Genomic DNA, 20,670 nt, shown 5'->3' with positions numbered 1-20,670 from the left:
TATTGAATACATATATGAATAAAACAGATGAATTATACCCTGCGCCAACTTCGCGTGTTTGTCGCCGTGGCCCAGCAAGGCAGTTTCAGCCAGGCCGGGCAGTTGATCGGACTGAGCCAGTCGGCGGTCAGCCACAGCATTAAAGAGCTGGAAGGGGAGATGGGCATCCGTTTGCTGGACCGCACCACGCGGGAAGTGTTGCTGACCGAAGCCGGAGAACAGCTCTCCAGCCGGCTTGAGCGGCTACTGGAAGAGCTGAATACCACCTTGCGGGATGTACGCAGCTACGGTAAGCAGAGAAGCGGCACGGTGCGGGTAGCTGCCAGCCAGACCATCGCCGCGCATTTAATGCCGCAGTGCCTTGCCGCCAGCACGGAGCATTTTCCTGATATCAAAGTGATGCTGCGCGATCGTCCTCAGCAATGGGTGCTGCAAAGCATTCGCAATGCGGAAGTGGACTTCGGTATTGTTGTCGGGCCGCTGCCGGAAGAGGATTTCGAAACGGAAGCGATCCTCGATGAACCTTTTTTGCTGTTGTGCCGTAAGGACGATCCATTGGCGGCTCAGCAAACCATTCACTGGCAGATGCTTAACCAGCGGCAGCTGGTGCTGCAGGATTATGCCTCCGGCAGTCGGGTTCTTATCGATGAGGCATTACGCGTCCAGCAGGTGCAGGCGGAGATTGTGCAGGAGATCGGTCATCCCGCCACGCTCTATCCGATGGTGGAAGCGGGAATTGGCATCAGTATTCTTCCGGCGCTGGCATTGCCGTTGCCTGAAGGCAGGCCGTTGCTGGTCAGGCGTATGGTGCCGGAGATTAACCGCACCATTGTGCTGGTGCGCCGTAAAAATCGCTCGCTTACGCCCGCAGCCGAGGCCATCTGGCAGGAAGTACGCCAGCAGGCACTCCTGCTGACGCAACAACGCAAGAAAACTCCGGCGTTTTAGATATAGACGTTCAGCGTGTTGGTGGCGGTAGGGCGGTTTACGCCATCTGCCGCTTTAGAAATGGTGTTGGCAGTATCATCTTTCGCGCTGCTTTGCTTTTCCTGCGCCTTCTCAGCCTGCTGCTGCTCAACCTGAGCAATCTGCGCTTCAATCATCTGAATCTGGCCTTCGATCAACTGCTGTTGTTCAGACTTTTGTTCATCCGTCAGCGTCGTGTCGTTGCCCAAATCCTTTAACTGCGCCTGCAGTTGGGTGATCTGCTTGTTGAGGGTGGCAACCTGAGAGGCCGACCCGCCGCCTGAACTTCCAGAGCCAATAGAGGATAGGGAGTTGGAACTGATTGTAGTCATCGCTTTCTCCTGTGTAATAGACCAATACGGTTATCGGTAGGAGTGGCGGGATACTTGATGAGAAAAATCGTAAAAGAAGTGCTAAAAAATCGAAAAGGAAAAAGAGTGGCTGTCTCTCTTCGTTCGACTCGACCTGCTGCAGGTTCAAATCCTACACGAATCGCAGATAGCAAAAAGGCGCCTTTAGGGCGCCTTCTTAACATTGGTGGGTCGTGCAGGATGACTCGGCTTCGCCTCGCCCTTCGGGTCGTTGCTGTCGCAACGCTGTCTCTCTTCGTTCGACTCGACCTGCTGCAGGTTCAAATCCTACACGAATCGCAGATAGCAAAAAGGCGCCTTTAGGGCGCCTTCGTACATTGGTGGGTCGTGCAGGATTCGAACCTGCGACCAATTGATTAAAAGTCAACTGCTCTACCAACTGAGCTAACGACCCGAAGTGGTGGGTGATGACGGGCTCGAACCGCCGACCCCCTCCGTGTAAAGGAGATGCTCTACCAACTGAGCTAATCACCCACTTCGGTACTTCACGAAACTGCTGAGAGATGGTGGGTGATGACGGGCTCGAACCGCCGACCCCCTCCGTGTAAAGGAGATGCTCTACCAACTGAGCTAATCACCCATCTCTGAGAACTTCGGTACTGCTTAACACTGCGGAGCCACCGTTTAGAGTGGTGGGTGATGACGGGCTCGAACCGCCGACCCCCTCCGTGTAAAGGAGATGCTCTACCAACTGAGCTAATCACCCCCGCTGTGTGGAGTCGCATTATAGGGATCGCGGCAAATGAGTCAACGGTTTTTAAAACGAAAATGTTCGTTCGTCTTAAATTTAATCAAGATGTTGGGGTTTTATCCAAAAATGGGGGGGTGCCGCTGGCTTTTCCGCCAAAGGCCTCTAACAACCGGGGGAATGCCGTTGAGGATTCGTTTGCAGATGGTAGAATGTTGCCCACTTTGTGTTGGTCTTTACTGACCTCCTCCAGCAATGCGCGACTCTGATAGCGTAATAAGGCAGCTGTTAATGAAAATCAAAACCCGCTTCGCACCCAGCCCAACCGGCTATCTGCACGTTGGCGGCGCGCGTACCGCGCTTTACTCCTGGTTGTTTGCCCGTCACCAGGACGGTGAGTTTGTGCTGCGTATAGAAGATACCGATCTGGAGCGCTCCACCCAGCAGGCTATCGACGCGATTATGGATGGCATGAACTGGCTGAACCTCGACTGGGACGAGGGCCCGTATTACCAGACCAAACGTTTTGACCGCTATAACGCGGTAATTGATCAGATGGTCGACGCCGGCACAGCCTATAAATGCTACTGCTCCAGAGAGCGTCTCGACGCGCTGCGCGAAAAGCAGATGGAGAATCATGAAAAGCCGCGTTATGACGGCCACTGCCGCGACAGCCACGAACATCATGCCGATGATGAGCCGTGCGTGGTGCGTTTCCGTAACCCGCAGGAAGGATCGGTGATCTTTGATGACCAGATCCGTGGCCCGATCGAATTCAGCAACCAGGAGCTGGACGATCTGATCATCCGTCGTACTGACGGCGCGCCGACCTATAACTTCTGCGTCGTGATTGATGACTGGGATATGGAAATTACCCACGTGATCCGCGGTGAAGACCATATCAACAACACTCCGCGTCAGATCAACATCCTGAAAGCGATCGGTGCGCAGGTGCCGGTTTATGCGCACGTGTCGATGATCCTCGGCGACGACGGGAAAAAACTGTCCAAACGTCACGGTGCCGTGGGCGTGATGCAGTATCGCGATGATGGCTATCTGCCAGAAGCGCTGCTGAACTACCTGGTGCGTCTGGGCTGGTCCCATGGCGATCAGGAAATCTTCTCTATTGCTGAGATGAAAGAGCTGTTCGAGCTGGACGCGGTCAGCAAATCTGCCAGCGCCTTCAACACCGAAAAGCTGCAGTGGTTGAACCATCATTACATCAATACCCTGGCGCCTGAGTATGTGGCGACGCATCTGCAATGGCACATCGAGCAGGAAAAAATTGATACGCGTACCGGCCCAGAGCTGGCTCAGCTGGTCAAACTGCTGGGTGAGCGCTGCAAAACGCTGAAAGAGATGGCTGCGTCATGCCGCTACTTCTATGAGGACTTCGCGGAGTTTGATGCCGATGCAGCGAAAAAACACCTGCGTCCGGTCGCTCGCCAGCCTCTGGAAGTTGTGCGTGACAAACTGGCTGCTTTAACTGACTGGACGGCAGAAAACGTTCACCAGGCCATTCAGGCCACGGCTGATGAGCTGGAAGTCGGTATGGGCAAAGTCGGCATGCCGCTGCGTGTGGCGGTAACGGGTGCCGGTCAGTCTCCTGCGCTGGATGTCACCGTTCACGCCATCGGCAAAACGCGCTCAGTGGCGCGCATCAATCAGGCATTAAGCTTTATCGCAGAGCGCGAAGCTCAGCAGTAATCTCAGCTGACGTCTGCAAATAAAAAAAACCGGCCAACTGGCCGGTTTTTTTATGCCTGAGCGTCGCTGATGTCGAGGCGGCTCAGTAAACCTTGTACGCCTTCACGTAACAGCAACGCGTAAAGCCTTTCCTGTTCGGCGGCATTCATTTGCTGCAATGAGGTCATCAGTAAAGATTGCAGAGAGTTGGGGGCAACGCGGTAAGTTGCAGAGGGTTCCGACGCATGGCGCGTGGATTTTAGATACGTTTTGACGCGGTCATCAATTTGGATCATCCGTGCTTTACCGCCCTGGACGCCGGTTTTCGGCATGGTTGTCCACTGCTCTTTCTTGACCCATTTGTTGATCGTCTGACGGCTGAAACCTGTTTCCCGGGCCAGCTCTTCTGGTGTTAACCATTCCTTTTTCATAATGCAATTCCTGTTTGCGACGTGAGATAACGCGAACATATTACAGGATTTTGTTGCGTGGACAACTAACAGCAAGCGCTGAAAAGGGAGGCGGTTCGCAATTGAAAAGAAGAAATTTCCCCCTGCCCACAGGCAGAGGGAAAGGGGGATTAGCCCTGCGCTTTAGCTGACTCTGCCTGCGGACGGTAAGCCATATAATAGGCCAGGCCGACGAACACCGCGCCGCCAAAGGTATTACCGAGGAACACGGCGGCAAAGTTAGGCAGATATTCTGCCCAGCTTAACTGACCGGCAAAAATGGCCGCAGGAATGATGAACATGTTGGCCACCACGTGCTGGAAGCCGATCGCCACAAAGGCCATCACCGGGAACCACATACCAAAGATTTTGCCGACCACATCTTTACTGGCAAACGCCAGCCAGGTCGCCAGGCACACCAGCCAGTTACAGCCGACGCCAGAGATAAAGGCGTGAGTGAAGTCAGCGTTTACTTTCGCGGTGGCAATAGCAACGGTCTTCTTCAGGTAGTCGCCTTCGGTCATGCCCAGCATATGACCAAAGAACCAGGCGATGGCGATGCTGCCAATAAAGTTAGCGATGGTGACCCAGAACCAGTTACGCAACACGCTGTAAGCGCTGATCTGACGCGCGAACCAGGCAATGGGCATGGTCATCATGTTACCGGTCAGCAGTTCACCGCCGGCCAGAACCGTCATGATAATTCCCACCGGGAACACCGCAGCGCCCAGCAGGCCGCCAAATGAGCCCCAGTCTGCAGGTAAGGAGTTAATAACGTGGATATCCAGCAGGAAGCCAAGGGCAATAAACGCACCGGCCAGGAAGCCAAGGATCAATAAAGTCGAAACAGATGAATGGCTTTTCGCCACGCCGGATTGAATAGCAACCGCTGCGATTTCTTTAGGTGAATGCAAGGACATAGGAGCTCTGATTCTGGTGTAGTTAAGGATGAAATGGCCGGTTCCGTCGCGTCGGGAAACGCGCGCATCCAGCGCTGAGAGGGCTCCGGCCTTCGAAAGCGCGGGCAGTTTTGCACGAGAAATTAACAAAAACAAGATCAATTAGACCGCTAATTAACGCGTTGTTTACAAGATTGGCGCGGTCAAACTGTGTCGGCAGGAATAACCGGATGAAATTGCACTCTTTACCCTATTTTGTCGTTTCAACTGGTCAGTTAAAGGCAGTTCTCTCTGGATAAACGGTGTCTCAACAAGCTGTAATTGGTGCGGTTTGGCGGCTTTTTCAGCGATTAGACAGAGTTTGGCAATTTGCCGTTGACACCATCATCCCCGTTTCATATTATCCCCGCCGTTGAGACGACTCCGGTTGTCTGACGAGGTTATCCGGCTTGGGGGTATAGCTCAGCTGGGAGAGCGCTTGCATGGCATGCAAGAGGTCAGCGGTTCGATCCCGCTTATCTCCACCAAATCTTCACCAGCAGATTTTGTGGCACCGGATAACAGATTGAATTATGTGGGGGTATAGCTCAGCTGGGAGAGCGCTTGCATGGCATGCAAGAGGTCAGCGGTTCGATCCCGCTTATCTCCACCAATCAATTCCTTTCTTGCTTCACTCTCCCCCAGCATCCGTTTTATTTCAGTTCAAGCACCGTAAATCCATGCGTTCCATCGCGATCTAACTGCGCAATCAGCCCAAACTCCCAGTCTAAATACGCCTGCATCGCGTCGGCAGAATTATCCGTGCCTTCATACGGGCGACGATAGCGATCGCTTCTCGGCTGTAACAGCTGCGTTTCACCCTGTTCTATGGGTAAACCTGCCGCTCTCCACGCCGCATTGCCGCCCGTCAGCACGCTGACCGGCTTGCCGCTAAGCTGCTGCAACTCTTCCACGGCATAGCGTGCCAGCAAACTGCTGCCACAGGTCACCACATACCGATCGGCGGCGGGCAGTGCCTGCAGGCCTTTCTGCGTCAGTAAACCGCGCTGCAGCCATGCTGCGCCCGGAATATGGCTGGCAACATAGTTAGCGCTGGTGGTGAAGTCCAATACCTGGGTACCGGGCGTATTCAGCCAGTCCGCCAGCACGGCGGGTGAAACCTCTTCCTGCTCTGGCAGGGCAGGGACTTTCGCTACCCAAGGGCCTTGCTCGCTGAAATCGTGCTCAACCAATCCATCCAGTACCGACACATCCCAGCCCAACTGCGCCAGCCAGGACGCACTCATATTGGCGCGTGCACCGTCGTTATCAATCAGCACGATGCGTGCGCCGCGCACGCTGGCGGTGTGATCCGTCTCCTGCACCAGCTGACCGCCCGGCACCGATCGTGAACCGGGCAAATGACCGGCGGCATATTCTTCCGGATCACGGACATCAAACAGATACAGCGTCCGGGCGTGATCCTGCTGCCATTGCTGCAGCTGCGCCCGCGTCACACGCTTGACGCCTGCCTGGTCAGCGACATGACGGGCGCGTTGCGCGGCCTGGGTTTTGGCCGTCTCGCTGCTTTCACCAAAGCGTCGGCTCTGGCCATGCTCCAGCGGTTGTCCGGCCAGCGTCCAGCCGATGGTGCCATTTCGCAGCGCAAATACCGGGTTGGTAATCCCGGCATTCACCAGCGACTGCGTACCGATAATGCTGCGGGTTCGACCTGCGCAGTTAACGATAACCGTTGTGGTTGGCGAAGGAACCAAATCCTGCACCCGCAGCACCAGTTCTGCACCCGGCACGCTGATGCTTCCAGGAATGCTCATGGTCTGATATTCATCGAATCGACGGCTGTCCAGCACCACCACCGGTTCACCGCTGTTTAATAACGCCTGAACATCTTCCGCGGGCAGCGACGGGGTGTGTACCCGACTCTCGACCAGCTCACCAAAGGCTTTGCTTGGCGAGTTAACATCGATAAACAGTTCACCGCCTGCATCCTTCCAGCCTTGCAGGCCGCCTTCAAGCAGGGCGACGTTGGCATAGCCGAAGTCTTTCAGGCGCTCAATGGCCAGCGCCACCAGCCCTTCGCCGTTGTCATAGACGGTAATCGGCGTGGCAAAGCGCGGTACCCGGTTAAGGATCTCCAGTTCCAGCTTTGACAGCGGAATGTTCACCGCAAACAGCGGATGGCCTTCGGCATACTGCGCTTCTTCCCGCAGGTCAATTAACGCCAGCTCCTGCTGCTGAAGCAACGCCTGACGGATGTCGTGAAAACTGCGGGTATGGAGTAAATGATCAACCATGTGAAAGATCCCAAATATTAGGTAAATACGCGTTGTTATATCCGGAGATAAACGGTTTTTCTTCGCCGGTTTCGCTGTAAACCGCGCGCTGAACTGCGCCGATATTGCCGCCATAAACATGAATACTGATGGAGGTGCGATCGCTGAAGGCGTTGCTGACCCGGTGAATATCGCCGACCTGCGGCGAGACCGCTTCAACCGTGCCGGGATCCAGCCGCACCGGATCGCCATGTGGCGATAACCCGCGCGCATCGCGGATGAAATTCTGCGAAATTTCCGCGCCGCGCAGCATGCCAATTAATCCCCAGACGCGATGGTCATGCACCGGCGTCGATTGCCCTGCGCCCCAGACAAAGCTGACCACGGAAAACCGCTGGCGGGCATCGGCATGCAGCAAATACTGCTGGTAGCGGGCCGGATTTGGCTGGGCAAACGCCTCGGGAAGCCAGTCATCATGGGCGATCAGCTGATGCAGCAACTGGCTGCCGCGATGAAGCAGATCGGCTTCCTGCGGCTGTTCATCCACCAGCGTGGCCAGGCTACCGACAAACTCGCGCAGGCGAGCGTTGTTCAACTCACTCATGTTTTGCCTCCTGGCCTAAGGCCAGCTGATTGGATTGGCTGGAGAGGCTGTAATCGAAGGCCTGATGGACATCAATCGACTTCGGCAGTACATGATTTTTATAGAAAAAATCGGCGGATTGCTGCAGGGAATTCGCCAGCTTTGGCGTGAATTCCACCGGGCGGATCTGCGCACTGGCAATCCAGCGTTGGGTGATGTTCTCTGGCATGCCCAGTGAGGTCGACAGTGCCTTAGCGAAGGCCTCAGGATGGTGCTGCGCCCAGATTTGCGCTTTTGCCAGCCGTGCCTGCAGGTCGGCTATCGCCTTGCGTTTGCCCGGATCCTTCAGCGCTTCTTCACGGGCTAAGGCATAGGAGTAACCGGACAGGATCCCTTTGCCGCCGCCCTGTGGCACTAACAGATCCTGATCGACCACCACGGCGGAAGAGACGTAGGGTTCCCAGGTGGCCCAGGCATCGACAGCATGACTGGCGAGCGCGGCACGTCCATCAACCGGCCCAAGGAAGCGCAGCGTGACGTCAGAGGGTTTCAGGCCGGCTCTGTCCAGCAGACCCAGCAACAGATAGTGGCCCCAGCCGCCACGGTTGACGGCAATTTGTTTGCCCTTCAGATCTTTTAAGCTGTGGATGCCCGAATCCGGGCGGGTAAGTAAGGCAATGCTGTCAGGGTTGTTTTGCCAGGCCCCCACCGCTTTTACCGGTGCGCCAGCGGCATACACAAATAAGAACGGCAGATCGCCGGTGAAGCCCACGTCCAACGCGCCCGCGTTCAGCGCTTCCTGCACCGGTGCGCCGGAATCGAAAGAGGTGAGCTTCAAATCATAAGGCAGGTCTTTTAACTGCCCGGACTCGCGCAGCGAAATAAAGCGATCGCCTTTCACATCGCCCAGCCGCAGGGTGACTTTCTCCGCCAGCGCTGAGGTGGCGAGCGATGACAGTACGACTGCCAGTAAAAAAGGAAAACGCATCAGGCACTCCTTGCCACTTTGCGGGCCGCGACTTTCTCTCTGGTCAGCGGGATCAGTTCACGGCCGTAATCCAGCGCATTGTTCAGCGGATCGAAGCCGCGGATCAGCACGCTTTCAATGCCCAGGTCGTAATACTTCAGCAGCGCGTCGGAGACCTGGTCCGGCGTACCGACCAGTGAGGTGGAGTTATAACCGCCGCCAACCAGTTTAGCGATGCCGGTCCACAGGGATTTGTCGAGGCGTTCCCCTTCATTGGCGGCGGCCATCAGGCGGGCCGCGCCGACGCTTTGCGGCTTCGGCAAACCAAAATCATGGCCGGATTCAATCAGCTTTTTGCGGGCGACTTCGCGGATATGCTCGGCTTTTTCCCAGGCTTCTTTCTCCGTGGCGGCAATAATCGGGCGGAAGGAGATATTGAAACCAATCTTGCGGCCCTGTCTGGCGGCTTCTGCACGCACCGTCCGCACGGTTTCTGCGGCACCGGCCAGCGGTTCACCCCAAAGGGCGAACACGTCCGCATGACGACCTGCCACTTTGATCGCTTCAGGCGAGGAGCCGCCGAAATAGATCGGCAGCGCGCTTTGCTGTGGCTTCACCGCCGAAAACGCCTGCTCAACCTGATAATGCTCGCCCTGGTGATCGTATGGCGTGTCGGAAGTGAGGCTCTGCCTTAATACGCTCAGGAAATCATCGGTGCGCTCATAGCGCTGGGTCTTGTTAAGGAAATCACCATCACGGCGTTGTTCAACATCGCTGCCGCCGCTGATGATATGCACCGCCAGGCGGCCATCGGTGAGTTGATCGAGGGTAGCGAGTTTACGGGCTGCCAGCGTCGGCGAGACAAAGCCCGGACGGTGGGCCAGCAGGAATTTCAATGTTGAGGTGTTGGCGGCGGCATGCGCAGTGACCAGAAAACCATCCGGTTGATCGGACCAGTAGCCGACCAACACCCGATCGAAACCGGCCTGCTCATGAGCACGGGCAAAGTCTGCAATGTACTGTTTATTGAATAGCGGACCGCTGGCAGGAATGATTTCGGACGCCAGGCGATGGCCAATCATACCGAGGAATTGAATGCTCATCAGGTTCTCTCCAGGTGAGGGCCGGTAAACGCCGGCAGAGAGAAAACCGTATAGTTGATGGGCGGGAGTGTGAAATTCATTAATCTGCGAAGCTTTGCGCAAATACAGCTATTACTCAGTCGCAGGCAACCGACGGTGAGCGTGCCGCTCGTTATGTTCATTTTGCATAAATTATGCGCAATAAATGCATTTAGGTTCTAAAAAAGCCGGTGTTAGTCTCGGGTTTTCTCCTTATTGAGACACCAGATGAAAACCCTTTCTCTTTCTGCACTTGCTGTACTTCTCGCGGCGGTCACGGCGCCCGTTTTGGCTGCGAATACGCTTTCAGTTGGCGACCAGCGGGGCAATGCGCGGGCGATCCTTGAAGCCTCCGGCGAGTTAAACAACACGCCTTATACGCTGGACTGGCATGAGTTTGCTAACGCCGCACCGTTGCTGGAAGCGATGCGCGCAGGTTCAATAGATGCCGGTTCGGTGGGGGATGCACCCTTAACTTTCGCCGTGGCGGCAGGGCTGGATGCCAAAGGGATCCTGGCGACGCGCTATGCCGGCAACGCCATTATCGTCAAAAAGGGTAGCCCGATTCACAGCGTGAAGGATCTGATTGGCAAACGCATTGCGACGGTCAAAGGTTCATCCGGGCACAACCTGGCTTTGCAGGCGCTGCAAAAAGCCGGTGTCGATCCTAAGCAGGTCAGCTTTGTCTTTACCACGCCAGCAGAAGCGACGCTGGTGCTGGATCAGGGCGGCGTCGATGCGGTTTCCACCTGGGAACCTTACGTGTCGTTTGCCACGCATCAGTCAGGCGCACAGATCCTGGCGGACGGTAAAGACTATCCGGCCCTCAACTATCTGGTGGCCAGCAACGCCGCCATTGCCAGCAAGAAGGCCGAACTGGCCGACTTCACGCAGCGGTTGAGCCGTGCCCGCGCCTGGGGCATCCAGCATCCTGACGCCTATGCGGCCTCCATCAGCAAGCTGTTAAGGATCCCGCAGGACGTGGCGCTGGCAAAGGTGAAGCGCGAAGTGAACTCCGTTGACACGAACAGTCAGGACGTGGTTGCGGTGCAGCAAAATACCGCCGATTTCTACGTGAAAAATGGCCTGATCCCGGCACCGCTGAAGGCGGCTTCCTTTATTGACCTCAGCCTTTCGCAGGGGAAATAGCATGCATCTGGCGCTTTATCTCAGCGACACCGGGTTGCACGCCGGAGGCTGGCGGCATCCTGAGGCGCAAAATAACGATCCGATGCAGCTGCAGACCTGGCTGACGCTGGTGAAAAAAGCCGAGCAGGCCGGATTTGATTTCGCATTTATCGCCGACAAACTGTCGATCGATGATATTTACGGTAACGACATCGCCAGCACCGTTCAGTCGCGTCCGGGTTATGCCCGTCCGGAACCGATGGCGCTGCTGACCGCATTGAGCCTGTTTACCGATCGCATTGGCTTAGGCGCAACCGTATCGACCACCTACGGTGAGCCTTTCCATACTGCCCGCACCATCGCCACAATCGATCATTTTAGCGCCGGCAGAATGGGCTGGAACGCGGTGACCTCGACCAATGATGGCGAAGCACGCAATTTCAGCCGCCAGCAGCATTTAGGCCATCAGGCGCGTTATCAGCGTGCGGGAGAGTTTATCGATGCGGTGCATCAGCTGCTTGCCAGCTGGCAGCCTGGTGCGCTGGTGGCCGACCAGGAGAGCGGCGTTTATATGGATCCGGAAAAGGTCAGCTATACCGATTTTCACGGCGAGCATTTCCATATCAAAGGGCCGCTGACCGTCGCCGCCTCGCCGCAAGGCAGGCCGGTGCAGATCCTGGCGGGCGTCTCGGAGGATTTTAAGAAGGTCGCCGCCCGGGTGGCAGAGGTGATTTTCACCGTTCAACCCGACATGGCGCGCGCGCAGCAATTTTATCAGCAGTTTAAGCAGGAGATGGCCGCCTTGGGTCGTCCACCGCAAGCCTGTAAAGTGCTGCCCGGCCTGATGCCGATTGTGGGCGCAACGCAGCAGGAGGCGGAAGAGAAGCGCCGTCAGCTGGATGAACTGGTCAATCCGTTAGCCGGGTTGAGCTTTATGTCTGCCAGCATGAATTACGATTTGTCGCAGCACGATGAAAACGACATATTCCCGGATATCTTCGACAAAATCAGTGGCAGCAAAGGGCGCTTTGAGTACGTGATTTCTCAGGCGAGGAAAGAGGGGAAAACGCTGGCCGAAGTGGCGAAAGCCTATGCGGCCAGCGCCTCATTTAAGGTGATTGCCGGCACGCCAGAACAGATTGCCAGCGAGATGATTGCCTGGGTAGAGGCCAAAGCCTGCGACGGTTTCGTGCTGATGCCCGCTGATATGCCGGCCTCGTTGAATAATTTTGCTGAACGGGTCATCCCGGAACTGCAAAAGCGCGGTGCCTTCAGGCAGGGCTATCAGGGAACCACGTTGCGCGACCATCTGGATTTACCGCTGGTCACGCCTCGTTGAACGACGAGTAAAAAAAAGGCGAACCCATCACAGGTTCGCCTTTTTTCGTTCTGGCGTGTTACCAGGCCAGCACTAATCCTGCAATGGAAGCAGAGAGCACGCTCACCAGCGTTGAGCCGTACAGCAGTTTCAGGCCGAAGCGGGAAACCACGTTACCTTGCTCTTCGTGCAGGCCTTTGATCGCGCCTGCCACAATCCCGATAGACGAGAAGTTCGCAAAAGAGACCAGGAACACGGAGAGGATGCCGACGCCGCGTGGTGACAGTTCAGCCGCCACTTTTTGCAGATCCATCATCGCCACAAACTCGTTAGACACCAGTTTGGTTGCCATGATGCTACCCACTTTCAGCGCTTCACCTGCCGGCACGCCCATCACCCAGGCAAACGGGTAGAAGACGTAACCCAGCACACCCTGGAAGCTGATGCCGAAGACGAAATCGAACAGGGCGTTAATCGCTGAAATCAGCGCAATAAAGCCAATCAGCATCGCCGCGACGATCACCGCAACTTTGAAACCGGCCAGGATGTATTCACCCAGCATCTCAAAGAAGCTCTGCCCTTTGTGCAGATCGCCCAGCGTCAGTTCTTCTTCGCTGTCGACGCTGTACGGGTTGATGATCGACAGCACGATAAAGGTGCTGAACATGTTCAATACCAGCGCGGCCACCACGTATTTCGGATCAATCATGGTCATGTACGCGCCCACAATTGACATTGATACGGTAGACATCGCCGTTGCCGCCATGGTGTACATGCGGCGCTGAGACATTTTTCCGAGGATATCTTTATAGGCAATGAAGTTCTCTGACTGACCTAAAATCAGCGAGCTCACGGCGTTAAAAGATTCCAGCTTGCCCATGCCGTTGATTTTTGACAGCACGGTACCGATGGCGCGAATAACAATCGGCAGGATACGGAAGTGCTGCAAAATCCCGATCAGTGCAGAGATAAACACGATAGGGCAGAGAACATTGAGCCAGAAGAATGCCAGGCCTTTATCACTCATGTTGCCGAAAACGAAATTAGTCCCTTGTGCTGCATAGCTCAGCAATTTGTCGAACAGACCCGCAAACCCTTTAACGAAGCCAAGACCCACTTCAGAGTTAAGGAAGAACCACGCAAGCAGCACTTCGATAACCAGAAGCTGTATAATAAAACGTACGCGGATGTTTTTCCGATCGGTGCTAACCAGTAAGGCCAGCACGGCTACCATCACCAGCGCCAAAGCAAAATGAAAAATGCCTGACATGTGTGCTCCATTTTTGAAGGATGTTATATTTCGCTGCACATTCTATGTAACAAGAAACTGAAAAACGAGATCTAGAACACAATATAACAATTACCTATCACCCTTCCCGACAGAATCCCCTGATTGATCACATCCTGATACTGTTTAAAAAAACACCCCACGCATCGGAAGGTTAAGCTTTTACCGGCGCACGAAAAGTGATTGCTCATTTTTTAGCTATGGAGTAGTTTGAAATCAAGGTATAGCCTTTGCTATATTTCTTAGTACTGGCTATCAGAGCGATATGCAAAACCCATTCAAATGCGCTTGATAATCATTATCATTTAAAAGACAATGATCTCTTCAGGTGTTTAGGGGACTAACTATGTTTGAAGGCCGCACAGTAGAACAAACGGTTCGCGGATCGCGCAAAATCAAATTTGCGTTGATGGGCCCTGCGTTTATCGCGGCTATCGGTTATATCGATCCCGGCAATTTTGCCACCAATATTCAGGCCGGCGCCTCTTATGGCTATACGCTGCTGTGGGTGGTGGTGTGGGCCAATATTATGGCGATGGTGATCCAGCTGATGTCTGCCAAACTCGGCATCGCCACCGGGAAAAACCTCGCTGAACATATCCGCGATCGTTTCCCGCGTCCTGCCGTCTGGTTTTACTGGGTGCAGGCTGAAATTATTGCCATGGCGACCGACCTGGCGGAATTTATCGGGGCGGCGATTGGCTTCAAGCTGATTTTCGGCGTCAGTCTGCTGCAGGGCGCGGTGCTCACCGGCGTGGTCACCTTCCTGATCCTGATGCTGCAAAACCACGGTAAAAAGCCGCTGGAACTGGTGATTGGTGGCCTGCTGCTGTTTGTCGCGGCGGCTTACGTCATCGAACTGTTCTTCTCACAGCCGAAGATTACCGATTTGATGCAGGGATTGGCCGTGCCTTCGCTGCCAACCGCCGATGCGGTGTTACTGGCGGCGGGCGTGCTGGGCGCGACAATTATGCCGCACGTGATCTATCTGCACTCCTCGTTAACGCAAAATCCCGACGGCGGCTCGCGTGAACAGCGCTACTCGTCAACCAAGCTGGACGTGGCGATTGCGATGACCATTGCCGGCTTCGTCAATCTGGCGATGATGGCCACGGCGGCGGCGGCGTTCCACTTTAGCGGTCATACCGGCATTGCCGATCTGGATCAGGCTTACCTGACGCTGGACCCGCTGCTGGGTCGCGCAGCGGCGCTGGTGTTTGGTCTGAGCCTGCTGGCTGCCGGACTCTCTTCCACCGTGGTGGGCACCATGGCCGGGCAGGTGGTGATGCAGGGCTTCGTCCATATTCACATTCCGATTCTGGTGCGCCGCGTGGTGACCATGCTGCCTTCCTTTATCGTGATCCTTGCCGGATGGGAGCCGACACGTATCCTGGTGATGAGTCAGGTACTGCTGAGCTTCGGTATCGCGCTGGCGTTAATCCCGCTGCTGACCTTTACCGGCAACCGCGAGCTGATGGGCGATATGGTGAACTCACGCCCGATGCAGCTGGCAGGCAAGGTGATTGTGCTGGTGGTGGTGGCGTTGAATCTGTATCTGCTGGTGGCGATGGCCATGGGGTTGTAAGCCGACTTCATTACTGCGCAGCCGATAAAAAAGCCGACCTTAACAGGTCGGCTTTTTTGATCGCTTAATGGCGATGATCGTGGTCGTGATGACGCTCTCTTTCATGATGACGGTATTCGCGATGACGTTCGCGATCGTGCCATCTGCGTTCCCGCTCCCATTCGTGACGACGGCGCATCTCTTCATGCCTGCGCCACTGCTCGTGTCGCCACCAGCGGCCTTCATCATAACGGTAGTTGCTGCGCCAGTAGTGCCCATCGCGCCAGCGGCCGCCGTCCCAGTAATTACCGCGCGGATCGCGGTCACCAATATGTAACGAGACGCCAGGAGCTAAGGTGATATTTGCGTTGTCAGCCTGCGCTGTGTGCATTGCCAACGGGGATAAACTTGCCACTAAGGTGGCAACAAGTAATAAACGTTTCATTGGATCTCCTTATCAACGGCTCACCTGCTCCGCTGTGCAGCCAAGATTATAAAGAGTTTGTTGCCGTTTCGCCTGGGGGATTCCGAAAAACTGCCTGCCGGGGAGATTTGAGATTTATCTGGAGCGATCCCGCCGCAGGGCGCGGCGGGACGGGTTTAGCCGAGAATGCTGCTGATTTTTTGCAGTTCAGCCTGGCTGAAATCACGCTTCTGCAGCATGCCAACCGCATCATCAATCTGGCTGGTTTTACTGGCACCAATCAGCACCGAGGTCACGCGGTTTTCCCGCAGCACCCAGGCCAGCGCCATCTGAGACAGTTTCTGCCCACGCTCCTGCGCCATCGCGTTCAGCTGACGCACCTTCTCCATTTTCTCCGGGGTCAACTGGTCGCCGCTGAGGAACTGGCTGCCGCTGGCCGCGCGCGAGTCTTCCGGAATACCGTTCAGGTAGCGGTCGGTCAACACGCCGCCAGCCAATGGGGAGAAGGCGATGCTGCCGACGCCTTCTTTTATCAACACGTCCAGCAGACCGTTATCCGGCGCACGCTCGAACATCGAGTATTTCGGCTGGTGGATCAGACATGGCGTGCCGAGCTGCTTGAGGATGCCAATGGCTTCTGCCGCCAGTTCAGCCGGATAGTTGGACAGCGCGATATACAGCGCCTTGCCCTGACGCACAATGTGGTCCAGTGCGCCCATCGTCTCTTCCAGCGGCGTTTCAGGATCCGGACGGTGGTGATAGAAGATATCGACGTAATCGAGTCCCATCCGCTTCAGGCTCTGGTTCAGGCTGGCAATCAGATATTTACGCGAACCCCAGTCACCATAAGGGCCGTCCCACATGGTGTAACCCGCTTTGGACGAAATGATCAGCTCATCACGGTACGGCGCAAAGTCTTCCCGCAGGATGCGGCCAAAGTTTTCTTCAGCTGAACCCGGTGGTGGACCGTAGTTGTTAGCCAGATCGAAATGAGTGATACCGTTATCAAAAGCATGGCGCAGCAGCTGACGGCTGTTATCCACGCGGGTGCTGTCGCCGAAGTTATGCCATAAGCCTAACGAAATTGCCGGTAGCTTGAGGCCACTCCGTCCGCTGCGGTGATAGGTCATTTTCTGATAACGTTCTGCATCTGCCTGATAAACCATGAATAAATCCTGTTCAGTAGAGGTCGGTTTCCGGGAAAGCATAGCAGTGTATACGGTTACACCGAACCGGTTCGCGCGGTAGATCGCAACTTGAGGATAATTCCGAGGCGTAACGACAGCTTGCCACTGCGGCAGCCTGCCACTGTGCTGCGCATTGAAAAATATCGCTAATACTTTGCTGAGGACAACTGTGGAGAAAGAGCTATGCAAAGTCTTACCGTTGGGGAGTACCTGCTGTCGCGTTTATGGGAAGCCGGGATTGGGCATCTGTTCGGCGTGCCGGGTGACTACAATTTGCAGTTTCTCGATGATGTTATTACCAGCAGCGAGATTGGTTGGGTTGGCTGCGCCAATGAGTTAAATGCCGCCTACGCGGCCGATGGCTATGCGCGCTGCCACGGCGCGGCGGCGTTACTGACCACCTTTGGCGTCGGTGAGCTGAGTGCGTTAAACGGCGTGGCAGGGAGCTATGCCGAATACTTGCCGGTTATTCATATTGTCGGTGCGCCTGCAACGGCCGCCGCCCGCGAAGGTCTGCTGCTGCACCACACGCTGGGTGACGGTGACTATCGTCACTTTATGCGTATGTCGCAGGAGGTGACGGTCGCCCAGGCGATATTAACGCCAGAGAATGCCGTGGAGGAGATCGACCGGCTGCTGATTGCCGCCTTACATGAACGCCGTCCGGTCTACCTTTACTTAGCAACCGATGTGGCGGTGGCAAAAATCATCCCTGCCGCCACGCCATTGGCGACAGAACGGCCCTGCGATGCGGCGACCGTCGCCGCCTTTGCTGATGCGGCAGACCAACTGCTGGCGGGGGCAAAAAACGTCGCCATGCTGGCGGACTTCCTCGCCGACCGGGCGCAGCAGCAGGGCAAGCTTAAACAGTTGTTAACCGATGCGCCGATGCCGTTTGCCACCTTATTGATGGGTAAGGGCGTGCTCCCCGAGCAGCATACCGGTTTTGCCGGAACCTATGCCGGTGCTGCCAGTGCCGGTCACACCCAGCAAATTATTGAGCAGGCCGACGTGCTGATTACCGTGGGCGTGCTCTATACCGACACCATCACCGCCGGATTCACGCAAAATATCGACAGCGCCAAAACACTCGCTATCGGGCTTTCATCCAGCCGCATTGGAGACAAGACCTTTACCCAGTTGCCGATGAGCGCCGCATTAACCGCGCTGCACCCGCTGGTTAAACGTTATGCCGCGCAATGGCCTGAACCCGAGGTTTCGCCTCCGCCGCTCAACGATGTGCCGTCAGACGCGCTCACGCAGGACAGTTTCTGGCAGGCAATACAGCATTTTCTTAAGCCTGGTGATATTGTGCTGGCCGACCAGGGCACCTCGGCTTTTGGCGCAGCGGCGTTAAGGCTGCCTGAAGGCGTGACCTTTATCAGTCAGCCGTTGTGGGGATCGATTGGCTATACGTTACCCGCTGCTTATGGCGCGCAGGTTGCCTGTCCCGATCGTCGGGTGGTGCTGCTTAGCGGCGATGGATCGGCTCAGCTGACCATCCAGGAATTAGGGTCGATGCTGCGGGATGGTATGAAACCCGTCATCTTTATCCTGAATAATGCAGGATATACTGTCGAGCGGGCGATCCATGGCGAGCATCAACGCTACAATGATATTGCCGCCTGGAACTGGACGCAGCTGCCGCAGGCGCTGAGCCTGAACTGCGCCGCGCAGAGTTGGCGGGTGGAGCAAACGGTGCAACTGGTTGAAGTGATGAAGGTTATCGCGCAAAGCGATCGCCTGTCGCTGGTGGAGGTGGTACTGCCACCACTTGACGTGCCGCCTCTGTTGCAGGCGGTCTGTGAAGCGCTAAATAAACGAAATTCTGCATAATGTTACAGAATTCAGATTGATGCCCGTGGGCAAGGACGTCGCGGGCAGGTAAGGTAGTCGATTAACGTGCCTCGCGTGCCTGTTTTGACCGGGGAGGCGTTGTTGTTTGAGTGGGGGAAATTTATAGTGTGTTTAAATGACGTAAGCGGAGCAAAACAATAATGACTAAGTATGCTTTGGTAGGTGATGTTGGCGGCACAAATGCCCGCCTGGCACTGTGTGAAGTAGAAAACGGTGCCCTTTCACAAGCCAAAACTTTCTCCACAGCAGACTACGACAGCCTTGAAGCTGTGATCCGCTTCTATCTTGACGAACAGAAGCAGGAGATTACCGACGGCTGTATCGCTATTGCCTGTCCAATCACTGACGACTGGGTCGAGATGACCAACCATGACTGGGCGTTCTCCACCAGTAAAATGAAAGCCAACCTCGGCTTTGAGCACCTGGAGATCATCAACGACTTTACCGCCGTTTCTATGGCCATCCCGATGCTGTCCGCAGACGATGTGATGCAGTTCGGTGGCGGCAAAGCGGTCAACGACAAGCCGGTTGCGGTCTACGGCGCAGGGACCGGTCTGGGCGTTGCTCACCTGGTTCACGTTGATAAGCGCTGGGTCAGCCTGCCGGGCGAGGGCGGTCACGTCGATTTCGCTGCTAACAGTGAAGAAGAAGACCTGATCCTCGAAGTGCTGCGTGCGGAACTGGGCCACGTCTCTGCCGAGCGCGTGCTGTCTGGTGCCGGTCTGGTGAATCTGTATCGGGCGATTGTTAAATCAGATGACCGGGTGCCGGAAAACCTGAAGCCGAAAGACGTGTCGCAACGTGCGCTGGATGACAGCTGCACCGATTGCCGCCGGGCACTGGCGATGTTCTGCGTGATCATGGGCCGCTTTGGTGGCAACCTGGCGCTGAACCTTGGTACCTTTGGCGGTGTGTATATCGCCGGCGGTATCGTGCCTCGCTTCCTGGAATTCTTTAAATCGTCCGGCTTCCGTGCCGCGTTTGAAGACAAAGGCCGCTTTAAGGATTACGTGCAGAATATTCCGGTATTCCTGATCACTCACGATCAGCCAGGCCTGCTGGGTGCCGGTGCGCACCTGCGTCAGACGCTGGGCAGCGTGCTGTAACTGTGGTAACAGGGCCGGTTTCCCGGCCCTGATCTTGTTTCCTTCCTCTATAACCGCATCAGCTGGCGAAACTCTTTTACTTTGCTGCGGCTGACCGGCACCTGAAATTCCAAATCCCGCAGTTTCAGCATGTAGGTGTTATTAAACCAGGGTTCGATTTCGCGGATCTTGCTGAGATTGATGCAATACGATCGATGGCAGCGGAAAAAGGCCTCTTCCGGCAGCCTGCTACAGAATTCGGTGATATTCATCGACATCACATACTCTTCCCGTCGGGTGTAGACAAAGGTCATCTTTTCATGGGCTTCAGCGTAATAAATATCGTTGATATCGGTGACGATAATCCGCTCATCCTTGACCAGGTTAATGGTATGCACCGAACTGCGGACGGCTTCCGGATTGCTCTGGTGCGCGGCCTGCTGCAGGGTGTTTTCGACCTTGCGCAGCATGGTGATAATGCGCATCTCATGATAGGGCTTGAGGATGTAATCGAATGCTTCCAGCTCAAAGGCATCCACCGCATGTTCCTTATAGGCGGTGATAAAGACGATCAGCGGCTTTTGCGCGAACTTGCTGATGTTCTGCGCCAGCAGCACGCCGTCCAATGACGGGATGTTGATGTCGAGGAAAATCACGTCAACCTGGTGGCTTTGCAGATACTTCAGCACGTCCAGACCATCGTCAAACGTGGCCTCAAGCGTCAGCTGGCTGTGTTGTCTGATTAGCCAGCTCAGCTCCTGCTGGGCCAGAAACTCATCTTCAACAATTATCGCTTTCACATCATTTTCCCGGAGT

Annotated in this window: 18 protein-coding genes, 6 tRNA genes and 1 other RNA gene; 9 read left to right on the top strand and 16 right to left on the bottom strand. The window is 55.5% G+C overall.

Features of this window, described 5'->3' with window-relative positions; translation table 11 throughout:
* Positions 1-27: 27 nt before the first annotated feature.
* On the top strand, positions 28-948 hold the full coding sequence (locus tag EBC_RS18045; protein ID WP_013203283.1) for a LysR family transcriptional regulator: 921 nt from the start codon (positions 28-30) through the stop codon (positions 946-948).
* Here the strand turns inward: EBC_RS18045 and EBC_RS18040 are convergent.
* The 6 genes from EBC_RS18040 to EBC_RS18020 form a co-directional block, all read right to left on the bottom strand.
* Entirely contained in the window at positions 945-1,298 is a 354-nt protein-coding gene (locus EBC_RS18040; protein WP_013203282.1) for a FlxA-like family protein, read from the bottom strand. The two genes, EBC_RS18045 and EBC_RS18040, sit on opposite strands and share 4 nt — an antisense overlap.
* Positions 1,299-1,501: 203 nt before the next feature.
* Positions 1,502-1,624, bottom strand: a non-coding RNA gene (locus tag EBC_RS24830) — RtT sRNA.
* A gap of 31 nt (positions 1,625-1,655) precedes the next feature.
* Positions 1,656-1,731, bottom strand: a tRNA-Lys gene (locus EBC_RS18035).
* Between the two features lie 4 nt (positions 1,732-1,735).
* Positions 1,736-1,811 (bottom strand) — tRNA-Val (locus EBC_RS18030).
* Between the two features lie 30 nt (positions 1,812-1,841).
* Positions 1,842-1,917 (bottom strand) — tRNA-Val (locus EBC_RS18025).
* A gap of 50 nt (positions 1,918-1,967) precedes the next feature.
* Positions 1,968-2,043: transfer RNA gene (locus EBC_RS18020), tRNA-Val, on the bottom strand.
* A 273-nt stretch (positions 2,044-2,316) separates the two neighbouring features.
* Between EBC_RS18020 and gltX the strand changes: the two genes are divergently transcribed.
* Positions 2,317-3,732 carry a glutamate--tRNA ligase gene (gene gltX, locus EBC_RS18015; protein WP_013203281.1) on the top strand — a complete coding sequence of 472 codons (1,416 nt, stop codon included), beginning with the start codon at positions 2,317-2,319 and terminating at the stop codon, positions 3,730-3,732.
* Positions 3,733-3,782: 50 nt separating this feature from the next.
* Here gltX and EBC_RS18010 read toward each other — a convergent pair whose 3' ends face one another.
* Positions 3,783-4,142: a YfeC-like transcriptional regulator gene (locus EBC_RS18010; RefSeq protein WP_013203280.1), complete on the bottom strand. Its 360-nt coding sequence runs from the start codon at positions 4,140-4,142 to the stop codon at positions 3,783-3,785.
* A 149-nt stretch (positions 4,143-4,291) separates the two neighbouring features.
* Positions 4,292-5,080, bottom strand: a complete 789-nt coding sequence (locus EBC_RS18005) for a formate/nitrite transporter family protein (RefSeq protein WP_013203279.1) — start codon at positions 5,078-5,080, stop codon at positions 4,292-4,294.
* A gap of 430 nt (positions 5,081-5,510) precedes the next feature.
* On the opposite strand from EBC_RS18005, the gene EBC_RS18000 reads away from it, so the two are divergent.
* Positions 5,511-5,586, top strand: a tRNA-Ala gene (locus tag EBC_RS18000).
* A 49-nt stretch (positions 5,587-5,635) separates the two neighbouring features.
* Positions 5,636-5,711, top strand: a tRNA-Ala gene (locus EBC_RS17995).
* Between the two features lie 40 nt (positions 5,712-5,751).
* Here EBC_RS17995 and EBC_RS17990 read toward each other — a convergent pair.
* The 4 genes from EBC_RS17990 to EBC_RS17975 are packed head-to-tail and all read right to left on the bottom strand — an operon-like array spanning position 5,752 to position 9,985.
* A complete protein-coding gene (locus tag EBC_RS17990) occupies positions 5,752-7,353 on the bottom strand; it encodes a rhodanese homology domain-containing protein (RefSeq protein ID WP_013203278.1) in 1,602 nt (533 codons plus the stop codon).
* Positions 7,346-7,936, bottom strand: a complete 591-nt coding sequence (locus EBC_RS17985; RefSeq protein WP_013203277.1) for a cysteine dioxygenase family protein — start codon at positions 7,934-7,936, stop codon at positions 7,346-7,348. Before EBC_RS17985 ends, EBC_RS17990 begins: the two co-directional genes overlap by 8 nt.
* Positions 7,929-8,903, bottom strand: coding sequence for an ABC transporter substrate-binding protein (locus EBC_RS17980; protein ID WP_013203276.1), 975 nt, complete (start codon positions 8,901-8,903; stop codon positions 7,929-7,931). The genes EBC_RS17985 and EBC_RS17980 overlap by 8 nt, the downstream gene beginning before the upstream one ends.
* Entirely contained in the window at positions 8,903-9,985 is a 1,083-nt protein-coding gene (locus EBC_RS17975) for an LLM class flavin-dependent oxidoreductase (RefSeq protein ID WP_013203275.1), read from the bottom strand. Before EBC_RS17975 ends, EBC_RS17980 begins: the two co-directional genes overlap by 1 nt.
* Before the next feature lie 246 nt (positions 9,986-10,231).
* On the opposite strand from EBC_RS17975, the gene EBC_RS17970 reads away from it, so the two are divergent.
* Together EBC_RS17970 and EBC_RS17965 are read left to right on the top strand one after the other, a co-directional pair.
* Complete coding sequence (locus EBC_RS17970) at positions 10,232-11,152, top strand: ABC transporter substrate-binding protein (RefSeq protein ID WP_013203274.1); 921 nt, start codon at positions 10,232-10,234, stop codon at positions 11,150-11,152.
* Position 11,153: 1 nt separating this feature from the next.
* The gene (locus EBC_RS17965) at positions 11,154-12,470 is read left to right on the top strand and encodes an LLM class flavin-dependent oxidoreductase (protein WP_013203273.1); all 1,317 of its coding nucleotides are present in this window, start codon (positions 11,154-11,156) and stop codon (positions 12,468-12,470) included.
* Between the two features lie 58 nt (positions 12,471-12,528).
* Here EBC_RS17965 and EBC_RS17960 read toward each other — a convergent pair whose 3' ends face one another.
* Complete coding sequence (locus tag EBC_RS17960; protein ID WP_013203272.1) at positions 12,529-13,719, bottom strand: NupC/NupG family nucleoside CNT transporter; 1,191 nt, start codon at positions 13,717-13,719, stop codon at positions 12,529-12,531.
* Between the two features lie 364 nt (positions 13,720-14,083).
* Here EBC_RS17960 and EBC_RS17955 point away from each other — a divergent pair, with 364 nt between their 5' ends.
* Positions 14,084-15,322, top strand: a complete 1,239-nt coding sequence (locus EBC_RS17955; protein ID WP_013203271.1) for an Nramp family divalent metal transporter — start codon at positions 14,084-14,086, stop codon at positions 15,320-15,322.
* A 64-nt stretch (positions 15,323-15,386) separates the two neighbouring features.
* On the opposite strand, the gene EBC_RS17950 is transcribed toward EBC_RS17955, so the two are convergent.
* Together EBC_RS17950 and mgrA are read right to left on the bottom strand one after the other, a co-directional pair.
* On the bottom strand, positions 15,387-15,746 hold the full coding sequence (locus EBC_RS17950; RefSeq protein ID WP_013203270.1) for a DUF2502 domain-containing protein: 360 nt from the start codon (positions 15,744-15,746) through the stop codon (positions 15,387-15,389).
* 155 nt (positions 15,747-15,901) lie between these two features.
* A complete protein-coding gene (gene mgrA, locus EBC_RS17945; protein ID WP_013203269.1) occupies positions 15,902-16,891 on the bottom strand; it encodes an L-glyceraldehyde 3-phosphate reductase in 990 nt (329 codons plus the stop codon).
* 204 nt (positions 16,892-17,095) lie between these two features.
* On the opposite strand from mgrA, the gene EBC_RS17940 reads away from it, so the two are divergent.
* On the top strand, positions 17,096-18,748 hold the full coding sequence (locus tag EBC_RS17940) for an alpha-keto acid decarboxylase family protein (protein ID WP_013203268.1): 1,653 nt from the start codon (positions 17,096-17,098) through the stop codon (positions 18,746-18,748).
* A gap of 161 nt (positions 18,749-18,909) precedes the next feature.
* On the top strand, positions 18,910-19,875 hold the full coding sequence (glk, locus tag EBC_RS17935) for a glucokinase (RefSeq protein WP_013203267.1): 966 nt from the start codon (positions 18,910-18,912) through the stop codon (positions 19,873-19,875).
* A 47-nt stretch (positions 19,876-19,922) separates the two neighbouring features.
* Here the strand turns inward: glk and EBC_RS17930 are convergent, their stop codons facing one another.
* Positions 19,923-20,654 carry a LytR/AlgR family response regulator transcription factor gene (locus EBC_RS17930; RefSeq protein ID WP_013203266.1) on the bottom strand — a complete coding sequence of 244 codons (732 nt, stop codon included), beginning with the start codon at positions 20,652-20,654 and terminating at the stop codon, positions 19,923-19,925.
* Between the last annotated feature and the right edge of the window lie 16 nt (positions 20,655-20,670).

Source organism: Erwinia billingiae Eb661 (assembly GCF_000196615.1).
GTDB lineage: Bacteria > Pseudomonadota > Gammaproteobacteria > Enterobacterales > Enterobacteriaceae > Erwinia > Erwinia billingiae.
The sequence above is the reverse complement of the archived record's forward strand: the minus strand, read 5'-3'. Positions and strand labels throughout refer to the sequence as shown.

What these genes read in the sequence shown, in the direction of transcription:
- EBC_RS18045 (WP_013203283.1), top strand. Translation starts at nt 28, where the DNA reads ATGAATTATACCCTGCGCCAACTTCGCGTGTTTGTCGCCGTGGCCCAG.
- gltX (WP_013203281.1), top strand. Translation starts at nt 2,317, where the DNA reads ATGAAAATCAAAACCCGCTTCGCACCCAGCCCAACCGGCTATCTGCAC.
- EBC_RS17965 (WP_013203273.1), top strand. Translation starts at nt 11,154, where the DNA reads ATGCATCTGGCGCTTTATCTCAGCGACACCGGGTTGCACGCCGGAGGC.
- EBC_RS17950 (WP_013203270.1), bottom strand. Translation starts at nt 15,746, where the DNA reads ATGAAACGTTTATTACTTGTTGCCACCTTAGTGGCAAGTTTATCCCCG.
- EBC_RS18040 (WP_013203282.1), bottom strand. Translation starts at nt 1,298, where the DNA reads ATGACTACAATCAGTTCCAACTCCCTATCCTCTATTGGCTCTGGAAGT.
- EBC_RS17960 (WP_013203272.1), bottom strand. Translation starts at nt 13,719, where the DNA reads ATGTCAGGCATTTTTCATTTTGCTTTGGCGCTGGTGATGGTAGCCGTG.
- EBC_RS17985 (WP_013203277.1), bottom strand. Translation starts at nt 7,936, where the DNA reads ATGAGTGAGTTGAACAACGCTCGCCTGCGCGAGTTTGTCGGTAGCCTG.
- EBC_RS18005 (WP_013203279.1), bottom strand. Translation starts at nt 5,080, where the DNA reads ATGTCCTTGCATTCACCTAAAGAAATCGCAGCGGTTGCTATTCAATCC.
- EBC_RS17940 (WP_013203268.1), top strand. Translation starts at nt 17,096, where the DNA reads ATGCAAAGTCTTACCGTTGGGGAGTACCTGCTGTCGCGTTTATGGGAA.
- EBC_RS17955 (WP_013203271.1), top strand. Translation starts at nt 14,084, where the DNA reads ATGTTTGAAGGCCGCACAGTAGAACAAACGGTTCGCGGATCGCGCAAA.
- EBC_RS18010 (WP_013203280.1), bottom strand. Translation starts at nt 4,142, where the DNA reads ATGAAAAAGGAATGGTTAACACCAGAAGAGCTGGCCCGGGAAACAGGT.
- glk (WP_013203267.1), top strand. Translation starts at nt 18,910, where the DNA reads ATGACTAAGTATGCTTTGGTAGGTGATGTTGGCGGCACAAATGCCCGC.
- EBC_RS17990 (WP_013203278.1), bottom strand. Translation starts at nt 7,353, where the DNA reads ATGGTTGATCATTTACTCCATACCCGCAGTTTTCACGACATCCGTCAG.
- EBC_RS17980 (WP_013203276.1), bottom strand. Translation starts at nt 8,903, where the DNA reads ATGCGTTTTCCTTTTTTACTGGCAGTCGTACTGTCATCGCTCGCCACC.
- EBC_RS17970 (WP_013203274.1), top strand. Translation starts at nt 10,232, where the DNA reads ATGAAAACCCTTTCTCTTTCTGCACTTGCTGTACTTCTCGCGGCGGTC.
- EBC_RS17975 (WP_013203275.1), bottom strand. Translation starts at nt 9,985, where the DNA reads ATGAGCATTCAATTCCTCGGTATGATTGGCCATCGCCTGGCGTCCGAA.
- mgrA (WP_013203269.1), bottom strand. Translation starts at nt 16,891, where the DNA reads ATGGTTTATCAGGCAGATGCAGAACGTTATCAGAAAATGACCTATCAC.